The organism is Acinetobacter lwoffii, from assembly GCF_052078135.1.
GTDB lineage: Bacteria > Pseudomonadota > Gammaproteobacteria > Pseudomonadales > Moraxellaceae > Acinetobacter > Acinetobacter lwoffii_Z.
The window spans coordinates 39006-61753 of sequence record NZ_JBQGUZ010000020.1; the positions used below are offsets into that span (position 1 = coordinate 39006).

General features: G+C 44.7%; 21 protein-coding genes. 9 read left to right on the forward strand and 12 right to left on the reverse strand.

Translation table 11 applies throughout. From position 1 onward, the window contains the following. Positions 1–22: 22 nt before the first annotated feature. Both recG and ACTL4S_RS12755 read left to right on the forward strand, forming a co-directional pair. A complete protein-coding gene (gene recG / locus ACTL4S_RS12750; protein WP_441299456.1) occupies positions 23–2068 on the forward strand; it encodes an ATP-dependent DNA helicase RecG in 2046 nt (681 codons plus the stop codon). Continuing rightward, positions 2055–2690 carry a ComF family protein gene (locus tag ACTL4S_RS12755; RefSeq protein WP_005248222.1) on the forward strand — a complete coding sequence of 212 codons (636 nt, stop codon included), beginning with the start codon at positions 2055–2057 and terminating at the stop codon, positions 2688–2690. The genes recG and ACTL4S_RS12755 overlap by 14 nt, the downstream gene beginning before the upstream one ends. 4 nt (positions 2691–2694) lie before the next feature. Here the strand turns inward: ACTL4S_RS12755 and ACTL4S_RS12760 are convergent, their stop codons facing one another. Together ACTL4S_RS12760 and ACTL4S_RS12765 are read right to left on the reverse strand one after the other, a co-directional pair. Then, a complete protein-coding gene (locus ACTL4S_RS12760) occupies positions 2695–3096 on the reverse strand; it encodes an NUDIX hydrolase (RefSeq protein ID WP_005248224.1) in 402 nt (133 codons plus the stop codon). A 30-nt stretch (positions 3097–3126) separates the two neighbouring features. Next, positions 3127–3717, reverse strand: coding sequence for an LOG family protein (locus tag ACTL4S_RS12765; RefSeq protein ID WP_004732303.1), 591 nt, complete (start codon positions 3715–3717; stop codon positions 3127–3129). A 152-nt stretch (positions 3718–3869) separates the two neighbouring features. Here ACTL4S_RS12765 and ACTL4S_RS12770 point away from each other — a divergent pair, with 152 nt between their 5' ends. Then, the gene (locus ACTL4S_RS12770; protein WP_005248226.1) at positions 3870–4883 is read left to right on the forward strand and encodes a CorA family divalent cation transporter; all 1014 of its coding nucleotides are present in this window, start codon (positions 3870–3872) and stop codon (positions 4881–4883) included. Positions 4884–5124: 241 nt separating this feature from the next. Here the strand turns inward: ACTL4S_RS12770 and ACTL4S_RS12775 are convergent, their stop codons facing one another. From ACTL4S_RS12775 to dxs, 8 genes are all read right to left on the reverse strand, one after another. Further along, complete coding sequence (locus ACTL4S_RS12775) at positions 5125–5415, reverse strand: STAS domain-containing protein (protein WP_071850897.1); 291 nt, start codon at positions 5413–5415, stop codon at positions 5125–5127. A gap of 15 nt (positions 5416–5430) precedes the next feature. Next, a complete protein-coding gene (locus ACTL4S_RS12780) occupies positions 5431–6069 on the reverse strand; it encodes an MlaC/ttg2D family ABC transporter substrate-binding protein (protein WP_213686817.1) in 639 nt (212 codons plus the stop codon). A gap of 18 nt (positions 6070–6087) precedes the next feature. Further along, on the reverse strand, positions 6088–6765 hold the full coding sequence (gene mlaD, locus ACTL4S_RS12785; RefSeq protein WP_441299457.1) for an outer membrane lipid asymmetry maintenance protein MlaD: 678 nt from the start codon (positions 6763–6765) through the stop codon (positions 6088–6090). After that, positions 6765–7544: a lipid asymmetry maintenance ABC transporter permease subunit MlaE gene (gene mlaE / locus ACTL4S_RS12790; RefSeq protein WP_004281531.1), complete on the reverse strand. Its 780-nt coding sequence runs from the start codon at positions 7542–7544 to the stop codon at positions 6765–6767. Before mlaE ends, mlaD begins: the two co-directional genes overlap by 1 nt. After that, a complete protein-coding gene (locus ACTL4S_RS12795; RefSeq protein WP_441299458.1) occupies positions 7541–8359 on the reverse strand; it encodes an ABC transporter ATP-binding protein in 819 nt (272 codons plus the stop codon). Before ACTL4S_RS12795 ends, mlaE begins: the two co-directional genes overlap by 4 nt. Before the next feature lie 405 nt (positions 8360–8764). Further along, positions 8765–10639 (reverse strand): DEAD/DEAH box helicase, encoded by a 1875-nt coding sequence (locus ACTL4S_RS12800; RefSeq protein WP_004281533.1) that lies wholly within the window; start codon positions 10637–10639, stop codon positions 8765–8767. Between the two features lie 552 nt (positions 10640–11191). After that, positions 11192–12022, reverse strand: a complete 831-nt coding sequence (locus tag ACTL4S_RS12805; RefSeq protein ID WP_004281534.1) for an inositol monophosphatase family protein — start codon at positions 12020–12022, stop codon at positions 11192–11194. Positions 12023–12136: 114 nt separating this feature from the next. Beyond that, a complete protein-coding gene (dxs, locus tag ACTL4S_RS12810) occupies positions 12137–14047 on the reverse strand; it encodes a 1-deoxy-D-xylulose-5-phosphate synthase (RefSeq protein WP_420937454.1) in 1911 nt (636 codons plus the stop codon). A 309-nt stretch (positions 14048–14356) separates the two neighbouring features. Here dxs and ribA point away from each other — a divergent pair, with 309 nt between their 5' ends. Continuing rightward, a complete protein-coding gene (gene ribA / locus ACTL4S_RS12815; RefSeq protein ID WP_004281536.1) occupies positions 14357–14959 on the forward strand; it encodes a GTP cyclohydrolase II in 603 nt (200 codons plus the stop codon). A gap of 96 nt (positions 14960–15055) precedes the next feature. Here the strand turns inward: ribA and hemN are convergent, their stop codons facing one another. Beyond that, positions 15056–16429, reverse strand: coding sequence for an oxygen-independent coproporphyrinogen III oxidase (gene hemN / locus ACTL4S_RS12820; RefSeq protein WP_441299459.1), 1374 nt, complete (start codon positions 16427–16429; stop codon positions 15056–15058). A 238-nt stretch (positions 16430–16667) separates the two neighbouring features. Here hemN and hemF point away from each other — a divergent pair, with 238 nt between their 5' ends. From hemF to ACTL4S_RS12845, 5 genes are all read left to right on the forward strand, one after another. Next, the gene (hemF, locus tag ACTL4S_RS12825; RefSeq protein WP_441299460.1) at positions 16668–17624 is read left to right on the forward strand and encodes an oxygen-dependent coproporphyrinogen oxidase; all 957 of its coding nucleotides are present in this window, start codon (positions 16668–16670) and stop codon (positions 17622–17624) included. A gap of 134 nt (positions 17625–17758) precedes the next feature. Further along, complete coding sequence (locus ACTL4S_RS12830) at positions 17759–17965, forward strand: hypothetical protein (protein ID WP_004732323.1); 207 nt, start codon at positions 17759–17761, stop codon at positions 17963–17965. A gap of 99 nt (positions 17966–18064) precedes the next feature. Continuing rightward, positions 18065–18853: a shikimate dehydrogenase gene (gene aroE / locus ACTL4S_RS12835; protein ID WP_313390493.1), complete on the forward strand. Its 789-nt coding sequence runs from the start codon at positions 18065–18067 to the stop codon at positions 18851–18853. 398 nt (positions 18854–19251) lie between these two features. After that, positions 19252–21075 (forward strand): acyl-CoA dehydrogenase C-terminal domain-containing protein, encoded by a 1824-nt coding sequence (locus tag ACTL4S_RS12840; protein ID WP_004281541.1) that lies wholly within the window; start codon positions 19252–19254, stop codon positions 21073–21075. Between the two features lie 347 nt (positions 21076–21422). Then, positions 21423–21632, forward strand: a complete 210-nt coding sequence (locus tag ACTL4S_RS12845) for a cold-shock protein (protein WP_004281542.1) — start codon at positions 21423–21425, stop codon at positions 21630–21632. Positions 21633–21709: 77 nt separating this feature from the next. On the opposite strand, the gene ACTL4S_RS12850 is transcribed toward ACTL4S_RS12845, so the two are convergent. Next, positions 21710–22708: an HNH endonuclease gene (locus tag ACTL4S_RS12850; protein ID WP_441299461.1), complete on the reverse strand. Its 999-nt coding sequence runs from the start codon at positions 22706–22708 to the stop codon at positions 21710–21712. Positions 22709–22748: the final 40 nt, after the last annotated feature.

The window sequence follows — 22748 nt, forward strand, 5'->3', positions numbered from 1 at the left end:
TCACAAATCTGGTTGAGGGGACATGGCTGCAGTCCATCAGTTACAAGGCGTTGGCAATGCCGCCGCTGCATTACTCGAAAAACTAAATATCTTCAATACTGATGATTTGCTTTTTCATCTACCACGTGACTATGAAGACCGTAGCACGATCATTCCCATGAATCAATTGAGCGTGGGACGCAGTTATCTGCTGGAAGGGATCGTTAAAGGTGTAGATTTTCCACCCGGTAAACGCAAATCTATGGCTGTGCTGCTGGATGATGATTTTGGCAAGGTTACTTTACGTTTTTATCATATCTATAAAGGTATTACTGACCGCTGCAAACTGGGTAACCGTTTAAGAATTTTTGGTGAAGTGCGGGTCGGTGCGCGCGGTCTGGAAATGTATCATCCCGAACTGCAAGTCATTACTGAGGACACACCTTTACCTCAAACCCAGCTCACCGCGATTTACCCTGCGACTGAAGGCCTGACCCAGCCAAAAATACGGGCCTATATTCAGCAGGCCTTGGCTCAATACAGCGATCATCTGCCTGAATTGCTACCAGCAAAATTTAGTAACGGTTATGCGCTGAAACAGGCGCTGGAATATATCCATCACCCGCCTGTCAACGCCAATATGCTGCAGCTGGCACAAGGCTCACATCCTGCACAGCAGCGTCTGATCTTTGAAGAGCTGGTAGCGCATCAGATCAGTTTATTGACACGTCGGGCTTTTATTCAGCAGGTCGAAGCGCCTTCATTTGCGCCCAGTCAGACCTATGCAAAACAGTTACTAGCCAGTCTGACTTTTGAAATGACCGGTGCGCAAAAACGTGTATCCAGAGAAATCGTGCAGGATTTAAAAAGCAATAAACCAATGTTGCGTCTGGTGCAAGGCGATGTTGGTGCAGGTAAAACCCTAGTGGCCGGTGTCGCAGCCTGCCATGCCTTAGAGGAAGGCTGGCAAGTGGCCTTGATGGCACCGACCGAGATTCTGGCCGAGCAGCATTATCTGAACTTTAAACGCTGGTTTGAGCCATTAGGTTTAAATGTGGCCTGGCTTTCCGGCAAACAGAAAGGCAAAGCCCGTGCCGCAGCAGAACAGGTTATTCGTGATGGCAGCGCCCATCTGGTGATCGGAACGCATGCCCTGTTTCAGGAAAATGTCGAGTTTGCCAAACTGGGTCTGGTGATTATTGATGAACAGCACCGCTTTGGTGTGGATCAGCGCCTTGCACTCAGAAATAAAGGGCTAGATGGTATGTCTCCGCATCAACTGGTGATGACTGCGACTCCGATTCCCCGCACACTGGCCATGTCTGCCTATGGTGATCTGGATACCTCAGTAATTGATGAGCTGCCACCGGGCCGCACCCCGATTCAGACCGTGACCATTCCATTAGACCGGCGCGAAGAAGTCTTGCAACGGATTGCCAGCAACTGTGCCGAAGGCAAGCAGGCCTATTGGGTCTGCACCCTGGTCGAACAGTCCGAAACCCTAGATGCTCAGGCCGCAGAAGCGACTTTTGCTGAAATTCGGGAACGCTTTCCTGCGCTGAATATCGGACTGGTACATGGCAAGATGAAAGCAGATGAAAAACAGGCGGTAATGCAGCAGTTTAAAAATAATGAATTACAGCTGCTGATTTCCACTACCGTAATTGAGGTCGGTGTGGATGTTCAGAATGCATCCATTATGGTGATTGAAAATGCTGAACGTCTGGGCTTATCTCAACTGCATCAGCTACGCGGTCGGGTCGGCCGTGGCGCCAAAGCCAGTTTCTGTGCCCTACTGTACAAACATCCGCTCTCGCAAAATGGTCAGGAACGCTTAAGAATCATGCGTGAAACCAATGATGGTTTTATGATTGCCGAGAAAGACCTAGAATTGCGTGGGCCGGGAGAACTACTCGGGACCAAACAGACTGGCGACATGAATTTCCGTGTGGCCAAACTGGAACGTGATGATCACCTGCTCAATCAGGCACATTATGTGGCCCAGCAGATGCTCAAGGATTATCCTGATCAAGCCGAAGCATTATTGCAACGCTGGCTACCGGAAGCACCGCGCTATGCCTATGTTTAAATTACTGCAACATGGAAAATCCTGGCTGACCCGCTTGCAGCCCTGTCAGCTCTGTCTGACGGACCATCAGTCCATTCATTCAGTCTGTGAAGATTGCTGGCGACAATTACCCTGGGCACATCAAACCATTCAACGGCAGGAAATGCAGTTCCAGATTGCCTGCGACTATGCCTACCCGATGGATCGTTTGATTCAACTGTTTAAATATGAACAGAAACTGCATTTGCAAAATTTACTGGCAGGTGTGCTGTTAAGTTTAGACCTGCCTAAAGTCAGTGCGATAGTACCGATGCCGATCTCGAATGAGCGTCTGGCCGAGCGCGGTTATAATCAATCTCTGGTGCTGGCCAAACATGTGGCGAAACAGCTGAATGTACCCATCTGGCAACCGATTACCCGACTAAAACAACATTCACAGAAAGGTCTAAGCCGGCTGGAGCGGATTGAAGACATCCAGTCACAATTCCAGATCAGCACTATTTCCAAGCTACGGTATCGTCGGGTGCTGATTATTGATGATGTCGTCACGACTGGCAGTTCGATTCGGGCACTGAGCCAAACACTTGAACAATTGGGTTGTCAAAAAATTTATGCAGCCTGCCTGGCGGGCGCACAAATCTGAAAATTTAAGCTTGGGCAAGTAAATGAGACTTGACCCATGGAATCACAATTTCAGTCGTCAAAGGTGCCAGCAGCACCTCTTTTTCATCCAGATCGACCCATTTCATTTCAGCGATTTCAGCTTCAATTTTCGGTGCCTGATCCAGACTTACCCAATAGACATAACTCACCAGTTGATGATCAGGTTCATTCGCCGTCTGGGTTTCAAAACGCCCAATGAATTGCTGAATCTGTGCCTTTGTACCAATTTCTTCCTGAATTTCACGCAACATCGTTGCTTCTGGTGCTTCATTTGGCTCCAGCTTGCCACCGACCTGCATAAAGCAGGATGTCCCTTTTTTGCGAACCACCAGCAGTTGTTGCGCTTCATTTAAAATAATGGCCGCAGCCACCGTAATCACTTTCATTTATTTTCTACAAATCATGCTGTGGACAGTTTATTTTACAAGATCGGTCTGATCGACCATACCCCATTTCGCTTCAGGTGGCTGATAACTTTCAAACTGGCGTAAAATATCATCCAGATTATCACTCACAATTAAAGCATCGCTAAAGCGCGCTTTGGTAAAACCTTTCTCGGTCGTCATATGGATAAATTTGAGTAAATCATCATAGAAACCATCTACATTTAAAAAAGCACAAGGCTTTTTATGAATTCCCAACTGTGCCCAGGTCCATTGTTCAAAAATTTCTTCCAACGTTCCTGCACCACCCGGAATGGCAATAAATCCCTGTGCCAGTTCCGACATGCGGGTTTTACGTTCGTGCATATTATCGACCACAAATAGCTCGGTAATATGCGGATGCGCCAGTTCACGATTGACCAGCTGTCTTGGAATTACACCAATCACCTTGCCACCAGCAGCCAAAGCACTATCAGCGATAATCCCCATCAAGCCAGAACGACCACCGCCATAGACCAGCGTCTGATGCCTTGCTGCCAAGGTCTGGCCAACCTTTTCGGCGATCTGGGCATAGAGAGGATCCGAGCCCAGTGCTGAACCACAAAAAATTGCGATAGAATTCATTATTTCACTCTCCAATTGACGATATATTGTACGAAATCGCTGCAAGCGCGTTTTTTCCAAAAATAACTGCTTAATATCAGTGTTTTTATTCAATTCCTTGTCTAAAATACACCCATTCCAATTCACATACTGCGCCAGGGAGAAAAGACAGCATGCTTGAAGCCTTTTACGCCACAGAGCGCGGTAGCTTAGAAGATATCACGATTAACGGTGATTTCGACCTACATCCAGATTTAGTATGGCTTGATCTGATTGCACCTTCACAAGAAGAGCAGCAATGGATTCTAGATGCCTATGCGCAAAACTTACCGACCTTAAAATCGCTGGAAGATATCTCCTCTAGTGCCCGATTTTACCGTGATGATGACGGTATTTTGCATATCAGCACCTATTTTTTAACCAAAAATAAAAACTATCAGGTCGAGAATGAAAACGAAGATGAATCCAGCATGCTGGCGACGGTACAAACCGTAGCATTCATTCTGCATAAGGACCGTCTTTTTACCTTGCGTGGCGAAAAGCTGGTGGCTTTTCGTGCCTTCCGTGCCCGTGCGCGCCGCAATGATTATGAAATCGATTATAAAGATCCGACCTGGATTTTATTGGGCCTGCTCGAAGCCAAACTGGATGAACTGGCCGACATTCTGGAAGATGTCCATAAAGATTTAGAAAAATATTCAACTGAAGTGTTGAATAACCGTCATCGTGAACAGATTCTCGATCTGGATGACATGATTACCCGTCTGGCTCAACTGGAAGATATGCTCGGTAAAGCGCAGCTTTGTCTGATCGATTTACGTCGTGTTCTGACTTTCCTGTCTCGTCCACGCGCCTTGGGCAGTCATATTTATGATGCGGATATCCGAGAATTGAGTGAAGATGTACGCTCGCTGGTTGAACATGATGCTTTCCTCTTTCAGAAAGTGCGCTTTCTGCTCGATACCACGTCCGGATTTATTAACACCGAACAGAACGATACAATTCGTCGATTCTCGATTCTGCCAAGTATGCTCGCTCCACCGATGCTCATTGCCAGTATTTATGGCATGAATACCGAAGTTCTGCCTTTTGCACAAGGCACCATGAGCTTCATCATGGTCAGTATTATTTTGATCGGCTTTTTAATCGGGCCATTGATTTACTTTAGATGGAAGAAGTGGATTTAATTTCTTCACCCTCTCTCTAACTCTCTCCCATAGGGAGAGAGGACTTCCAATATTTATTGAGATAGTAGTTTTTAAAAATATCATTTCTCTCCATAAATTTAGAGAGGAAGTTCCCTCTCCTTTTAGGAGAGGGTTAGGGTGAGGTCATATTTTAATCCTTCCTAACCTCCTTTTGATAAAGGAAGGAATTTACTTTTAAAATGTATCAACAATAAAAAAGCACCTTTCGGTGCTTTTTTATTTACTGAATGATCTGTAAATCATCCTGTAAATGACAGGCCTGAATGATATTCATCATTTTAGCAGGAACAGCTTTAAACTGTAGTCCTTGCGCTTGAGGCGTCTGGCGCAACCAGCGCACCAATACCGCCAAAGCCAAAGTACTGCCACTTTCAAGCCCAGCCAAGTTGACCACAAGCGGAAATTTGGTCTGGGATTGAACCACACGCAGACCATTTAGGTAATAGTCCTGCGCATTGGCATAGTCAATTTTGCCTGAAACCTGCAATTCCTGATCCTTGAATACAATCACGGCTCACCTATCTGATTATTTCTTGTTCTTGTCGATTGCAGCTTCTGCATCCGGTTTGAAGTTAGCAATAGCTTTATCTATATTACCGCCATTACGTTTTACTGTCGCAGCAAACTGGTTACGGAATTGCAAACCTAGATCGATACCCGATACGTTGATGTTGCGGATTTTCCATTGTGAGCCTTTGTCCACCAGCTGAAACGCTACCGGAATTTTCTCGCCTTTATTATTAAAGTCGATGGTTACAACAGGGTTTTTGCTGTTACTGGCCTTGTATGGACGCACGCTATAGGTCTGATTACTAAACTTGGAAAATGCAGAACCATAATTCTCAATGAGCGTTTCACGGAAATTCTTTTCAAACTGCGCGCGCTGTGCAGCAGTACTATACTGGTTCGTCGCATAAGTCCCCATCACAATACGCGTGAAAGACTGTGAATCAATGTATGGATCCAAATTCTGGCGGACAATCGCTTTGACCAGCGCCGGATTGTTCTGCAATTTTGCATTATCGGCTTTGAGGCGCTCAATCAAACCATCTGCCACTTTTTTAATAAAAGCAGGTGGTGCTTCAGACGGTGCAGCAAACACTGTACCAGCAACCATTGTGGAAAGAATGCCTGCTGCAAGCGTTTGTTTTACTAAAGTCTTCACTGAAATCTCCTCAATCTATTATTCAACAAATGCAGGTTCTGCATCAGTCGATTCTGAAACTGTCGCCTGTTCTGGAGCAGTTTCTTGACTATCCGACGATTTACTGGCACCGCCAGTAATGAACTTCGTCACTAAATCTTCAATTTCCATGGTGCCTTGGGTATTGGCAATCTGATCACCACGTTTCAAATAGTTCAGACCACCACCTGGAATAATTTTCAGGTATTTTTCACCCAATAACCCATTGGTCGCTACCATAATATAAGCATCCTCATCAATATTGGTGATGGATTTCATGTTAGCTAACAGTTGTTTTTCCATGTCTTTTTGTTGCGCAGGTGCAGCCGCAGTATAGTCCGAACTATAACGTAACTCTTCCAGTGCTTCCTGCTGAACCTGCTTTAACTGTTCAGCATCAAATGAGGTCAATGAGCCATCCAGGGTCATATGCACGGTTGCCAGACGCGTTACAGGATCTAAGGTAATGTCATCGACCTGTCCTACTTTCACGCCACTTAAAGCGACTTTGGCACGTGGCTTGATGCCATTTACATTTTCAAACGTTGCCGTCATTTTATAGCTGTCGGAAATATTGCTTCCCACCAGTCCACTGACACGCATCGCCAAAAAGAACAGGGCAATCCCGAACAAAATAACAAAAACACCAACGGCCAGCTCACTAGTACGTGATTTCATTAAACACCTCCGAACATGACCGCAGTCAACACAAAATCAAAGCCTAAAACGCACAGTGAAGAATATACGACTGTACGGGTTGTAGAAGTTGCAATACCTTCCGATGTTGGTACACAGGCATAGCCTTGATATACCGCAATCCAGGTACAAATTAATGCGAATACAAAACTTTTAATAATAGTGCCATTCAAGACATCTTTATAAAATTGCACACTGCTTTCCATGCCGCTCCAATACGCACCCTCATCGGCACCCAGAAAATCGACACCGACCATTTTACCTCCCATAATACCGACTGCGGCAAAGATGACGGAAAGCATTGGCAAGCTAAAAATCCCTGCCCAAAGACGCGGCGAAATTACCCGCTTCAATGGATCGACACCGATCATTTCCATACTGGACAATTGTTCAGTAGCTTTCATCAAGCCAATTTCCGCAGTCAAGGCTGAACCGGCACGTCCTGCAAATAGCAAAGCAGCGACCACAGGTGCCAGTTCACGCAGCAAGGTCAACGCGACCGCTGTTCCTAGCATCGACTCACTACCAAAGGTCGACAAGATGCTAAACATCTGCAAACCAAGCACGGCACCAATAAACAGGCCAGAAACCACAATAATCAGCAGGGACAATACCCCAACCCGATACATCTGATAAATAAACAGCTTTACGCCAAGCCAGGTCGGCATGGAAAATAAAATCTGCAACAGCATCAGGGTCGCGACCCCAATCCCCTGTACACGTTCAATAACGCGTCTACCTAATGCGGCAATTGCATTCATGAACGAACCTCATCACTTAAATAAGCTTGATGACTAAACTGATAATCCACCGGACCTTCTACCGAACCGGTCAGGAATTGCTGTACAAAAGCAGATGGATGTGCTTTTAGTTCTACCGGTGTGCCCTCGCCCTGAATTTTGCCTTCTGCCACCACATAGATGTAGTCTGCAATCGATAAAGTTTCTGCAACATCATGTGAAACAATAATCGTGGTCAAGTCCAGTGCTTCACGTAATGAACGGATCAGACGAGTCAAAACGCCCATCACAATCGGATCCTGTCCGGCAAACGGTTCATCGTACATGATCAGCTCAGGATCCAACGCAATCGCACGGGCCAAAGCCACGCGTCGGTTCATACCGCCAGACAGTTCGGACGGCATCATCTGTTCTGCACCACGTAAACCGACTGATTCCAGTTTCAGTGCCACGATTTCCTTAATCAGATGTTCCGGCAATTTGGTATGTGCCCGAATCGGAAATGCGACATTTTCATACACGCTCATATCGGTAAACAAAGCACCGCTCTGAAACAGCATACCCATCCGTGCACGTGCTGAAAAAAGTTCGGAACGTGACATCGAGGCAATATCTTTGCCATCCAATAAGACCTGACCATGCTCAGGCGTCAGCTGCCCACCGATCAATCTTAATAAGGTGGTTTTACCAGTTCCGGATGGTCCCATAATGGCTGTAATCTGCCCACGACGAATATTTAAACTCACGTCGTCATAAATCACGCGCTCGCCTCGTTTGAAGCTCAAATTCTTGACTTCAATCAAAGACTGAGTATCTCGCGCTGTTTGATTTTTCATAGCTGAGTTTATTCCTGCATTTTTTCAGCATGCATACTATAAAGGAACGAAGTTCAAAATGTTAGCAGTTGAAAAAGGTGGTTTAATATCATAAAAACTGACAACAATGGATTATTTCGTATTTTTTGTAATAAAAATATGCACTTAAGCTTGAGCTAGGTACATTGATTAATTAAAAAGACTGTATAAATAATAGATAATATTACATAAAATCAAAGTCAATGCGATATATGGCATATACACCTCTATCAATTGAGATCGAAGAGTTAAGCTTTTCATATTAATAATTATCATAACCCTGACAAAACATGATTTAGTAGACATTTTACGTTAAAAAGCAAAAAACTCAATGCATAAAAAAAACCGGTATTTCTACCGGTTTTTTATCTTCATCTAGCGACTGAATTAGTCGTTAAATTTACGACGTGGACGATCTTCACCACCGAACGAACGTTCACCACGTGGCTTGTCATCAAAGTTGCGACGTACTGGACGATCACCGAAATCACGCTTTGGACGGTCATCACCGAATGAACGCGCTGGACGATCACCGAAACCACCTTCACGACGTGGAGCTGGACGATCACCAAAATCACGTTTTGGACGATCACCATAACCGCCTTCACGAGCTGGTTTGTAATCTACACGGTTGCCACGGTTGTCATCATTAGAGCGAGGACGGTCACCAAAACCACCTTCACGACGTGGAGCTGGACGATCACCGAAGTCACGCTTTGGACGGTCATCAAACGAACGTTGTGGACGATCACCGAAACCGCCTTCACGACGTGGAGCTGGACGATCACCGAAATCACGCTTTGGACGGTCATCAAACGAACGTTGTGGACGATCACCGAAACCGCCTTCACGACGTGGAGCTGGACGATCACCAAAGTCACGACGTGGACGATCTTCGCCAAATGCTGGACGTTCGCCACGAGGTTTGTCATCGAAGCTACGACGTGGACGATCATCACCGCCTTCACGACGTTTGAAGTTGCTTTCGCCTTCAAAACGACGACCGCCACCGAAACCACCACGACCGCCATCACGACGACCGCCATCACGGCCACGACCGCGACCAGCGCCATCACGGCTACCACGTGCAGGAGGTGGAGATGGCTCAAGACCTTCAATTTCAGATACGTTTAGACGCGCATCAAGGAAGTCTTCCAAAGCACGGATTTTACCGCGTTCACGGTAAGTCGCCAAAGTAATTGCTTTACCAGTACGACCCGCACGACCTGTACGACCGATACGGTGTACATAGTCTTCGTTCTTCATTGGAAGACCGAAGTTGATTACGTGTGAAATTGTTGGTACGTCAAGACCACGCGCTGCAACGTCAGTTGCAACCAGAATCTTCGCACGACCTTCACGAATGCTACGTAAACGACGGTTACGAACAGTTTGTGGCATAGCACCGTGAAGCGCTACAACTGATAGACCTGCTTCAGCAAGTTCTTCAGCCAACATATCTGTATCTTCTTGAGTTGACGCAAATACAACTGCTTGATCAACGTCTTCTTCGTTCAACCAATGAGTAAGAAGTTTTTTCTTGTGCTCGAAACCGTCAGTCCAATGCAAAGTCTGAGTAATATCAGTATTTGTAGAGTGACCAGTTTCGATCGAAATACGCATTGGGTCATTCATCATGCGTTCTGCAAGTGTAATGATACGTGGTGCAAAAGTCGCAGAGAACATAAGAGTCTGTTTGCGGTTTGCAGCCAACTCACCAATTGCTTCTAAGTCTTCAGAGAAACCCAGGTCAAGCATACGGTCAGCTTCATCGACGATTAACGCGTCAACTTTATCCAATTTGATTTGACGACGATTCACCAAGTCAAGTAGACGACCTGGAGTTGCAACAACAACTTGCGCGCCTTTTAACTGTTGAATTTGCTTACCGAAAGGCATACCGCCCATGATTGCCGCAATACGAACACCTTTCATGTGACGTACAAATGCGATTGCGTCTTGACATACCTGTTGTGCCAATTCACGAGTCGGTGAAATCACCAAAATATTCGGTTGAGTAACCGCTTTCATACGGTCTTTAAACGGTACTAATGTATCTTGGTTTGCCAACGCATTTAACGTAGGCAGTAAGAATGCAGCAGTTTTACCAGAACCTGTTTGGCTTGACACAAGAAGGTCTTTGCCTTCAAGCGCAGCTGGAATCGCTTGTTCTTGTACAGGAGTAGGAGTAGTAAAGCCTAAAGCGTCGAGAGCCTGGGTTAGAGATTCGTCGAGGGAAAAATCAGCAAAAGTTTTGCTCATAGAGAGTATTCACCCTGAAGTGGGTGCTCCATTTAATAAATAACAATTATGGACATCGGCAAAAAGCGGCACAGCAAATAATGCTGAAAATATTAGGATTCAGCAGCGATCCGAGTAACGACGATGTGGATATAACGCACGCATGATTACGGCCGCAAACCTGAAGGAATCGCTTAAGCGATTGGGGCGCGAAGGATATGTCCTCTCTATGGACAGCACGCGCATACAATGATTAGAAGATAGTGTTCAGGTAAAGAACAGAAATTAAGTGCGTGGCGGAATTATAGCAGAATATTCCACAATGTCATTAAGTTTTAAAACTAATTTCCCTTATTCTTAATTTATCTATATATTTCTGATACTTAAAATATAATAAAAAATGTAACAGGCGGTATAAAAAGTCACTTTTCGCCAATTCACCTGATATTTCCAGTATTCAAGCATAGACAAACAATCTTGCATCAGTCTCTCGCAACTTAAATTTCCATGCATAAAAAAGGCATCCCGAAGGACGCCTTTTCTCAATATTAGATCTGATTCATCTAAACCCGATTATTTTGCTGCTTCGCCCCAAGCAGGAACAACTGCTTGCATTAAAGGCTTAAGCATTTTCATTGAACAAGCCAAAACTTGACCATTTTCCATAGAGTCGCTACCACCACGTGCATCAACTACAGTACCGCCTGCTTCTTTCACGATCAATTCGCCAGCTGCGATATCCCAAGGCTTTAAACCAAGTTCGAAATAACCATCGAAACGACCTGCAGCAACATAGGCTAAATCCAATGCTGCAGAACCTGAACGACGATATTGCGCGCCAGCTTCAGTTACGTTTAACAGGGTTTGAAAATGGTTCTTGGCATAAGACACAACTTCGCCATTACGCTTGGCACGATAAGCGTGACCAACAGCCATAAAGGTATTTTCCAGGCTGTCTTTAACATTCACACGAATACGGCGCTGGTTCATCATGGCACCACGACCACGACTGGCAGAGAATAGCTCATCTTTCACCGGGTCATAAATCACCCCGTGTTGAGTAATGCCTTTGTGCTGAACTGCGATAGAGATACAGAAATGCGGGAAACCGTTAATGAAGTTTAAAGTACCATCTAGCGGATCGATCACCCAACACCAATCGGCGTCATGACCTTTACCTTCCTGATAGCCAAACTCTTCACCAAGGAAACTGTGATTTTTATAGCTTTTACGTAGGGTATCGATGGTCAACTGTTCCAAATAACGATCTACACGCGTTACCGGACCATCAATTCCTTTTTCTTCGACTTGTAGATCGAGTTTATGACGATTCTGATGCGCTTTTAAAAGCTCTTGACCAACTAACTGAGCCGCACGCGCAGCCATCACCACCATAGGTTCCATTGAACACCCACTACAAATTTGAAGACACTGATAAAGAATAATGCATAAAAGCCCCGATATCTTAGCAAATATCAGGGCTTTTTTGGGAAAAATGTGTCTAAAATTTTTAAGATATTATGACAAGACGCTTTGCCCTAGGTTGGACCAAGCCTGATTGATTGATTTTTCAATACCTTGCGCATCCAGCCCCGCCTGCTGTAACATCTGTGCATGAGTCGCTTGTGCCATAAATGTATCATCCAGACCCAAATTCAGTATCGGTTTGACAATCTGCGCTTCTGCCAGATATTCATTCACGGCACTACCCGCACCGCCCATCACTGCATGTTCTTCCACCGTGACAAACAGACTGGTGCTTAAAGCGAGATCATCGAGCATTTGAGTATCCAGTGGTTTGACAAAACGCATGTTAACCACACGCACGCCAATCTCATGTTTCACGGCAAATGCTTCAGCAGCGTCGACTGCAGCCTGTACCCGGCTACCAAAGGCCAGCACAGAAATATATTCGTCATATTGCCCATTAAAACTGGCCACAATTTCCGCCTGACCGATCGGAATCTCAACCATCTTTTGCTGAATCTCGACGCCCAGTCCATTGCCACGCGGATAACGTACCGCTGCCGGTCCTGGATATAAATACGCAGTATGCAACATTTGACGACATTCATTTTCGTCTTTCGGCGCCATGATCACGATATTCGGGATAGTACGCATATAGGCATAGTCATAAGCACCGGCATGCGTCGGGCCATCTTCACCAACCAGACCGGCACGATCAATACCGAAAGTAACATCCAGATTCTGCAAAGCCACGTCATGTACCAGTTGATCATAACCGCGTTGCAGGAAAGTCGAGTAAATTGCAACCACCGGCTTCAAGCCTTCACAAGCCATACCGGCAGCCAAGGTAACCGCATGTTGTTCGGCAATCGCGACATCAAAGAAACGTTCTGGATATTCTTTGGCAAATTTGACCATGCCTGAGCCTTCGCACATCGCAGGTGTGATTGCGAGCAAACGGGCATCTTGTGCCGCTTCATCGCAAAGCCATTGTCCAAATACATCCGAATATTTCGGTGCAGTATTGCTGGCGGCAACGGCGTTGATTTTGCTAATCGCGTGATATTTGATTTGATCGGATTCTGCCGGAGCAAAGCCTTTGCCTTTTTTAGTATAGACATGAATCAGGCGTGGGCCTTTACGCTTTTTCAGCGCATTAAAGACATGCACCAGCTGTTTGACATCATGACCATCGTACGGGCCAAAATAGTCAAAGCCGATGGCTTGGAATAAGTTATCTGCAGCATCGGTCGCTGCACTGTGCAAACGCGAGTTATACAACCATTCTGGATGTGGCTGTACATATGCCTCACCCTGCTCGGTAACATTAACGAACTCACCGCGCTCCCAAATGGCAGCCAGATGTTTGGCAAAACCACCGGTACTGCAAGAAATCGACATATCATTGTCGTTCAGCACCACCATCAGATCAGCACTGTGTGCCACGGCATCATTCAAAGCTTCAAAAGCCATACCTGCCGTCATGGCGCCATCGCCAATAATCGATACCACTTCACACGGCTTGTTCTGATAACGACGTGCCAGCGCCATACCTAGGCCAGCAGAAATCGCCGTCGAAGAATGCCCTACCCCAAAGGTATCAAATTCAGATTCTTCACGAGCCGGAAACGCAGCCAGACCATCTTTGGCACGAATCGTGGTGAGCTGTTCACGACGACCAGTCAACACTTTATGCGGATAGGCCTGATGACCTACATCCCAGATCAGGCGGTCATGCGGTGTATTAAAGCAATAATGTAAAGCCACGGTGAGTTCAATCACACCGAGATTGGCACCAAAATGTCCGCCACTTTGCCCGGCAGCATACAAAATGAATTGACGTAACTCATCCGCCACTTGTTCTAGCTGGCTTTGCTCGAGTGCACGCAGTTGCTCAGGATGATTGATCGCATCAAGCAACGGTGTTACAGGGCGTTGAGTTGGGATTTCTGTATACAGCATATTATGGCAAAGCCTTCTAAAGCCTGGCAAATCTAAAGCTAGGTCAATGGGGAGTACCCGATCATATAGCTGAATTGTAGCAGCTTCAATTCAGCTACGCTTCTAGCGATGCAATATTAAACAATGATCTCGTCGGGGTGAAAAAATTGCAGCCTACGATTATCCTGAATAATCTTACTATTTATCAACTATTATCGTTCGCTTTCTACAAAAAAGAAAATCTATTGCAGAATTTCGACTTTGCAATTCTACCAATGTTCAATCATTACGCTATACTTTAGCCAATTTCAGGATTTAACGGGTTCAGCTGTGCCAATCGAATTTGTCGCAACGTCAAGATTACCTACCGCTCACGGTGAATTTAAAATTACTGTATTTCAAGACCCTGAGACTGGCGAAGAACATGTCGCACTTTCCAAAGGACTTGAAGAAATATCAGATGAGCCTGTAGTGGTGCGTGTGCATTCTGAATGTTTAACCGGTGATGCCTTTGCTTCGCTCAAATGCGACTGTGGCCCGCAATTGCAAGCGACTTTAAAACTGATCAATGAATTGGGCCGCGGAGTCATTCTGTATTTGCGTCAGGAAGGTCGTGGCATTGGCCTGACCAATAAAATTCGCGCTTATGCTCTGCAAGATCAGGGACATGACACCGTAGATGCCAATTTAATGCTGAACCTGCCCGCAGATGCACGCCAGTATGATATGTGCAGCATCATGCTGGATCATTTACAGGTGAAAGCAGTACGCCTGGTGACCAATAACCCTTCTAAAATTGAGGCTTTAAAAGCCCAGGGAATTAACGTGATCGATCGTGTGCCTTTGACTGTGGGTTTAAACCCTTTTAATGAACAATATCTCAAGACCAAGCACGAACGCATGGCACATCTTTATAAAAAAGATGATTTTTAAAGAATCTCCCCTAGCCCCTCTTTAAAAAAGAGGGGAAAGTAAGCCTCCCTTTTTAAAGAAAGGTTTGGAGGGATTTTTATAGCTTAGGAAGAGATTCTAAATCGTCATGGAGAAAATCCGACTTTCTGGCATCCGTCGCTTTAAACGTAAATCAAAAGCCATACAGATATTGCGTACAAATGGTTTCCCTTTCTCCAGAATCGTGACTGACGAGTCTGAAAATTGAATCAAACCATCCTGTGCCATTTCCTCAAGCTGTTCCAAAACCTCATCAATTTCAGGGAAAAGCATCTCGGAATTTTCCCATGAGGTGCTAAAGCTGCACATCAAATTTAGAATATGTTGCCGGATGATCAAATCTTCCTGATTTAAGACATGTCCTTTAAATACCGGAATTTCATTGCGCGCCAGGCATTCATAATATTCTTCAATGGTTTTCACATTCTGCGCAAAGCTGTACCAGCTATCACTGATTGAAGAAATGCCTAGCCCAATCATCACCTGGGTTTTAGAGGCGGTATATCCCATAAAGTTGCGGTGCAATGTTCCCGCTTGAAAGGACTGGTACATCGCATCTTTTTCTAAGGCAAAATGATCCATACCAATTTCATGATAGCCATGTGCCAGAAGTTTCTTTTTACCCGCTTCATAGCATTCCCGTTTGATCGCATCTTTGGGCACATCGGCATCTTTAAAACCGCGCTGACCATTACCTTTAATCCAGGGGACATGTGCATAGCTATATAAAGCCAGACGGTCCGGCAAGAGCGAATTGGTTTGCTCAATAGTATTTAAGACATCATCCAGACTCTGAAATGGCAGACCAAAGACCAGATCATGGGAAATCGATTCATAGCCAATTTCTCGCGCCCATTCGGTCACCTGTTTAACATTTTCATAAGGCTGAATCCGGTGAATCGCCTTTTGCACGGTTTCGTTATAATCCTGCACACCATAACTGACCCGACGAAAACCCAGGTCATACAATCCCTGCAAATGTTCACGCGTAGTATTATTGGGATGACCTTCGAAACTGAATTCATGTACAGGCGCTACGTCTGCTTTGGCCAGAATGCCTTGAATTAGTTGAGCCAGATGTGCCATTGAAAAAAAGGTCGGCGTTCCTCCACCAAAATGAATCTCTTTAATGATGGGCTTTTCTTGTAATAACTCGCAATATAGACCCCATTCTTTCAGCAGTGCCTGAATATAAGGTTGTTCGACTTCATGGCGTTTGGTCACGCGCTTATGACACCCGCAGAAGGTACACAGGCTTTCGCAAAATGGCAGGTGGATATACAAGCTAATGCCTTCGCTTTGATTGGATTCATCAAAAGACTTTTTTAGCGTTTGCTTCCATTGTTCCAGCGAGAAATTCTGCTCTTCCCAATACGGAACAGTGGGATAACTGGTATAGCGTGGCCCGGGAACATTGTATTTTTGAATCAGGGAATTGACCTGTACCGACATGAGACCCACCTATTACCGTCGAGAAATGCTCAAGCCAATGAGCGCTTGTGAGTTATTGTGCTGAGCTTGAAAAAAGAATTCAACCTAGCCATTTAGTCGGATTTAATGATGCATTCTGCTTATGAATAGTGGAATGTAATGTCTGGGCTGATGAATTGCATCACCAAATTAGACCTTAATCTTTGACTGATTTTATGCTTTGATGTCGTTAGTTTTTTATTTCCCTACGAGGGCTCTGATGCAGCATCCTACATCTACGGATATTCAACACGTTCGTGAATTTCTCCTCGACTTGCAGGCACGGATTTGTGCAGCATTAGAACAGCAGGAACGTGCTGGCGGCGGTACGGCCGAATTTATCATCGATGACTGGGAGCGTCCAGAAGGTGGTGGTGGCCGTTCACGTGTTTTGCAAAATGGTACGGTGATTGAAAAAGGTGGGGTAATGTTCTCCCACATCAACATTTCCAAGCTACCTGCTTCTGCGACCGAACGCCATCCCAATATTGCCGGTGCCAAAGCGCAAGCGATGGGGGTATCACTGGTCATCCATCCAAAAAACCCGAATGTACCGACTTCGCATGCCAACGTGCGTTTATTTGTGGCTGAAAAAGAAGGTCAGGATCCGATTTGGTGGTTTGGTGGCGGTTTTGACCTGACCCCGTTTTATCCGAATGATGAAGATGTACTGTCTTGGCATCAAACGGCGCATGATCTATGTGCGCCATTCGGCGAAGAGGTTTATCCTGAACATAAACAATGGTGTGATGATTATTTTTATCTGAAACATCGTGATGAACAGCGTGGCGTTGGCGGCTTGTTTTTTGACGACCTGAATCAATGGGATTTTGAAACCTGTTTCCAGTATATGCAGGCTGTAGGCAATGGATATCTGGAAGCCATTCTGCCGATTTTCCAGCGCAATCAGGATAAGCCTTATACCGAAGCACAACGCGAGTTTCAGTTATACCGTCGCGGCCGTTATGTGGAATACAATCTGGTTTATGACCGCGGCACCCTGTTTGGCTTGCAGACTGGTGGCCGGATTGAATCGATTCTGGTCAGCCTGCCCCCGCTTACCGGATGGTCATATCGCCCTGAATGGGATGAGGGCTCACCGGAAAAACGCTTAACAGATTACTACCTGAAACCACATGACTGGTTAACAGAATTAAAATCCAACGCAATGAAATGATACAAACGGCCCTCAAATAGAGGGCTGCTTTAATAGATATATCCTCTATACTGCTGCATAGAAATACCTGATTTGATCGCGGCACCCTATCGCTACATCGATCATATTCCATTTGATGTCTAGTGAGAATAACAATGCATAATCTTCAATTAAATCTACCTGTGTTGGCCTTTTGGCTTTTTCTTGCTCTCGCCATCAGCGCGATGAGTACCGCAATTTTGAGTCATAATCTGATTCTGGATGGCGCTGCTATTCTGGTGAGTATCCTGACTGGGCTTGGGGTTGTTCTCAGTATGGCGCTGATGTTTGCGGAACATATTATGGATATTTGCAGCTCCTAAAACCCTGATAACTTAGCAGCAATTTAAAATCGCGCAGGCTTTAGTCCCTGCGCTTTTTCACGTATATTGATGGCCATTTCCGCACATGGACATTGTGAAATGAGCAAAAAATTTGCCGTGATTGGTAACCCGATTGAACAATCACGTTCTCCAGAATTGCACCACGCCTTTGCAGCCAAAACTGGGATCGACCTGAATTATAGTAAACGTTTGGCTCCACTGGATGGCTTTGAAGCCAACATTCAGGAATTCTTTGGCCAGGGCGGTAGCGGCCTGAATGTTACTGTCCCCTTCAAAGAGCAGGCTTTTGGCCAATGTCAGGTGCTGAGTGAACGGGCCAAAATTGCCAAAGCAGTGAATACGCTATGGATGGAAAATGGCATCCTGCATGGCGACAATACCGATGGTCAGGGACTGGTTGAAGCCATCCGTGCCTTAGACTGGCCACTGGAAAATACCAATATTCTGATTATTGGAGCAGGCGGTGCCACGCGTGGTGTGATTTATCCACTAACCCAAGCAGGTGCGAAAAAAATCGTAATCGCCAATCGTACCTTGGCACGCGCGGAACAACTGGTCGCTGATCTTCAGGATGCCGTACCTCAAGTCGAATTACAGGCGATTTCACTAGACAATTTAGCCGGTGAATTTGATTTGGTGATTAATGCCACCTCTGCCAGCCTCAGTGGTGATGCTTTGGTTTTACCAGAGGCGTTACAGTTTAAACGGGCCTATGAAATGGCCTATGGCAAACCTTCTTCCTTTCTCGATCAAGCCAAAGTACGCGGTGTACCGACATCTGAAGGTTTTGGCATGCTGGTCGGTCAGGCAATTGAATCTTTTTACATCTGGAATGGTATCAAGCCGGATTTAAAAGAGTTTCTTTAAAACCCCTATCTCTCCAATGAGTTCAGTTCGGGTTGCAACTGCAACCCTTTACTCTCCTCCTACTACTTTTTATAAGCTGAAAAACCATGAATTGGTTTTAATGACATTTTAGAATGAGTTATTTTGCGACCTGAATCCGAGCACAATTCATACAAAAATATACTGGACAAATCACCTTTTAACTCATTAAATTCCATTGATATAACAAGTTTTTAATCTTCCTGTAATGTAAACACCTAATGATGAAATTCGATGATTTCATTCATTAGCCTTAAAAATCGATTCGCTTTTCTGACATTTTTATTCACTGAATTCATCAATGTTTTTTTATCCCGAATGTGAATAATCAAAGAATCGATACAGATAATCCAAAACTAATTTCAATCAGGATTAAACGCATGCCAGCATATAAAGCCCCTTTACACGACATTCGCTTCCTTATGAATGAAGTGCTTGACTACCCTGCGCACTACCAGAATTTGTCGAATGGTGAATATGCCGATGCCGACACGGTAGATATGATCTTAGAAGGCGCTGCAGATTTCTGTGAAAATGTACTGTCGCCGTTGAATCAAAGCGGTGATGAAGAAGGCTGTCATTTTGAAAATGGCGAAGTAAAAACACCGAAAGGCTTTAAAGAAGCTTACGACCAGTTCGTACAAGGTGGCTGGCAAGGTCTGTCTTATCCTGAAGAATTTGGTGGCCAAAACCTGCCAATGTCTTTAAACCTGATCAAATCGGAAATGATGGGGACTGCAAACTGGTCATTCCAGATGTATCCGGGTTTAAGTGTGGGTTGTATCAACACTATCATGCAATATGGTACCGATGAGCAGAAAAACACGTATCTGCCTCACTTAGTTGCAGGAACTTGGGCGGGCACCATGTGTCTGACTGAGCCGCAATGTGGTACTGACTTGGGTCAAGTTAAGACCAAAGCAGAGCCGAAAGAAGATGGCAGCTATGCCATTTCAGGCACCAAAATCTTTATTTCCGCAGGTGAGCACGACCTGACTGAAAATATCGTACATATCGTACTGGCACGCCTTCCAGATGCGCCGCAAGGTACCAAAGGGATTTCTCTGTTTATCGTACCGAAATTTATTGCTGCTGCAGATGGCGGGATCGGCGAGCGTAATCCAGTGAACTGCGGTTCGATTGAACACAAAATGGGGATTCGCGCTTCAGCAACGGCTGTACTGAATTTTGACAATGCGACTGGCTACCTGATTGGCGAACCGAATAAAGGCTTGCACGCTATGTTCACCTTTATGAACACGGCGCGTATTGGTACTGCGATTCAGGGTATTTGTCATGCTGAACTGTCGTTCCAGGGTGCTTTACCTTATGCTAAAGAACGTATGTCAATGCGTGCCTTGTCTGGCAAAAAAGATCCAGAAAAAGTGGCGGATGCGATCATTCATCATGCCGATGTACGCCGTATGCTGTTGACGCAAAAAGCCATTGCTGAAGGTGGCCGTGCCATGATTTATCATGCAGCAAAAATTGCCGACAACATGAATGATGCTTTGCTGCGTGGCGATACTGCAGCATTTGAACAGCATGATGACCATCTTGGGTTCTATACTCCAATCCTGAAAGGCTTCCTGACCGAAATGGGTTATGAGGCATCAAATCACGGTATGCAAGTCTTCGGTGGACATGGCTATATCAAAGAATGGGGCATGGAACAGATCGTACGTGACTCACGTATCTCTACCCTGTATGAAGGCACAACAGGTGTTCAGGCACTGGATCTGATTGGCCGTAAAGTGCTGTTGACATCAAAAGGTAAAGTTATTCGTGATTACACTGCTGAAATCCTGAAATTCTGCGGTCAGCATGCACGTAATAAATATATGCGCCGCTTTGCCTGGGATTTAACCAAGCTCTGTGCACAGTGGAATGCACTAACTGTGCGTATCATGCTGGCTGCACGTAAGGACCGCGACATCGTTTCTTCTGCATCAGTCGATTTCCTGATGTTCTCCGGTTATGTGATGATGGCGTACTTCTGGGCACAACAAGCCGCAGTCGCTTCAGCCAAACTGGCTTCTGGCGATGGTGCGGAAGTACCAGAGTTCTATAAAGCAAAAATCAAAACTGCTGATTTCTACTTTGAACGTATTCTGCCACGTACCCAAGGTCATGCAGAAGCGATGGTGAATCCGTCTAAAACCATGACGGCACTCGCGCCAGAACACTTTAGCTTCGATTACTAAGCTGTAAATTGACTTGAAAAGGGCGCTTCGGCGCTCTTTTTATTGATGTAGATGCCCTTCTTCAACTTAAAAAACCTTTCTGGATAGAAAATATACAAATTTAATTTTATATTTTTCAACATCCTAATAAATTAGCCAAATAAAACGCTTGTATATCTGAAAATAAGCGGTATGATATTCCCAACTAGAAAAATTCTTGTTTTGGTTAGTCTTCTTTTAAGTATCGCAGTTTTAGTCATAAACCTTCGTATTACAGATCAAAAAGCTCCATCCTTTTTATTTTTCAAAGTTACAGTTAGTCATCTGAAATTTTGGCTATAAATTCATACGATTCAATAGGTTATATTATGTCTAATACAGTTAACGGTACAGTAAAATGGTTCAACGAAACTAAAGGTTTCGGTTTCATTCAACAAGAATCAGGTCCAGACGTTTTTGCTCATTTCAGCGAAATCACTGGTTCAGGTTTCAAAACTTTAGTTGAAGGCCAAAAGGTTTCTTTCAGCGTAGCTCAAGGTCAAAAAGGCCCGACAGCTGTAAATATCGTTGCTCTATAATTTAGAAGCAAGATATTGAAAAAAGCACTCTTAGAGTGCTTTTTTTGTGCCTATCATTTCTCTCATACCGCTCGCTTTTAAAGATCATTGGGTTGTTCTAAAAACCGGTGTGCTCTATGCCAGGCTAAAAATACCGGATCAGGGGCAAAACGTTTTGGTACGTCGATTCGTTTACCGTGATAAAGTTTTAAATAGGCGTATAAACTCGCATCTTGCTTGGCTTGATTCGCGATACACACTTTAAGCCCTTCATCCAACGTGATAAATCCCTGATCGAAAGCTTGATTCAATAAAGAAGATAAACAAATTCCATTACGCGGATTTTTTCGATGTGCCTGATTTTCAGACCAGGGTACGATATGAGAAGCCACTAAAAAGGCTTTGGCCTTAATGCCTGAGATCGCACATTGATATTGATAATTAAGTTTAACTTGTAAAGCAAATTTCTGGTGTGGCGAACCGCGAACCTTTACCCTTGCATATTGATCTTCAACACTATAATCAAGGATTTCTTGACGCAAATGCGTATCTAGTAAAGTGTCCTGTTTTTCTCCTCTTCCCGCTAATTTAAGTAATCGCCAAAAATCATCTGCCGTGATCTCATTCATGCCATATTGTTGAAAAAAATGTGCCCAAGTATTTCCGCGTGGTTTAAAAGTCCATTGAAAATCTTCCAAATCGGACTGCAGAATAGGATCTATAAAACGTATACCATCAATCACTTCCGCAAAGACCGGTTTGGTTTGGCGTTTTTGATGATTTTGAGGAATAGCATTAGTTGCAATAATCTTGGCTATACGGCCTGCACCATAAAGATAGAATTGATTTTTAATTTCAGAGGCTTTTTGCGGTCGTCGATATAAAAAGAAATCCCCTTCCCTGACTCGATTATATTTAGACTGATCCCAATGATATTCTTTAAAGTCCCGATCTTCATAAACCAGATGATCACTTTTACTATCAAAAATAAAGAATCGGGTATTAGGGTGTGTTGACACTTTTAGTTTAAAAAAATAGCGAAGTAGTAAAATCAAATCGCCAAACCCAATTTTACTATTCGCTATGCCTCGTACCATGCTGACAGATCAACACTGGCAAAAGTTGAAAGTTATTCTG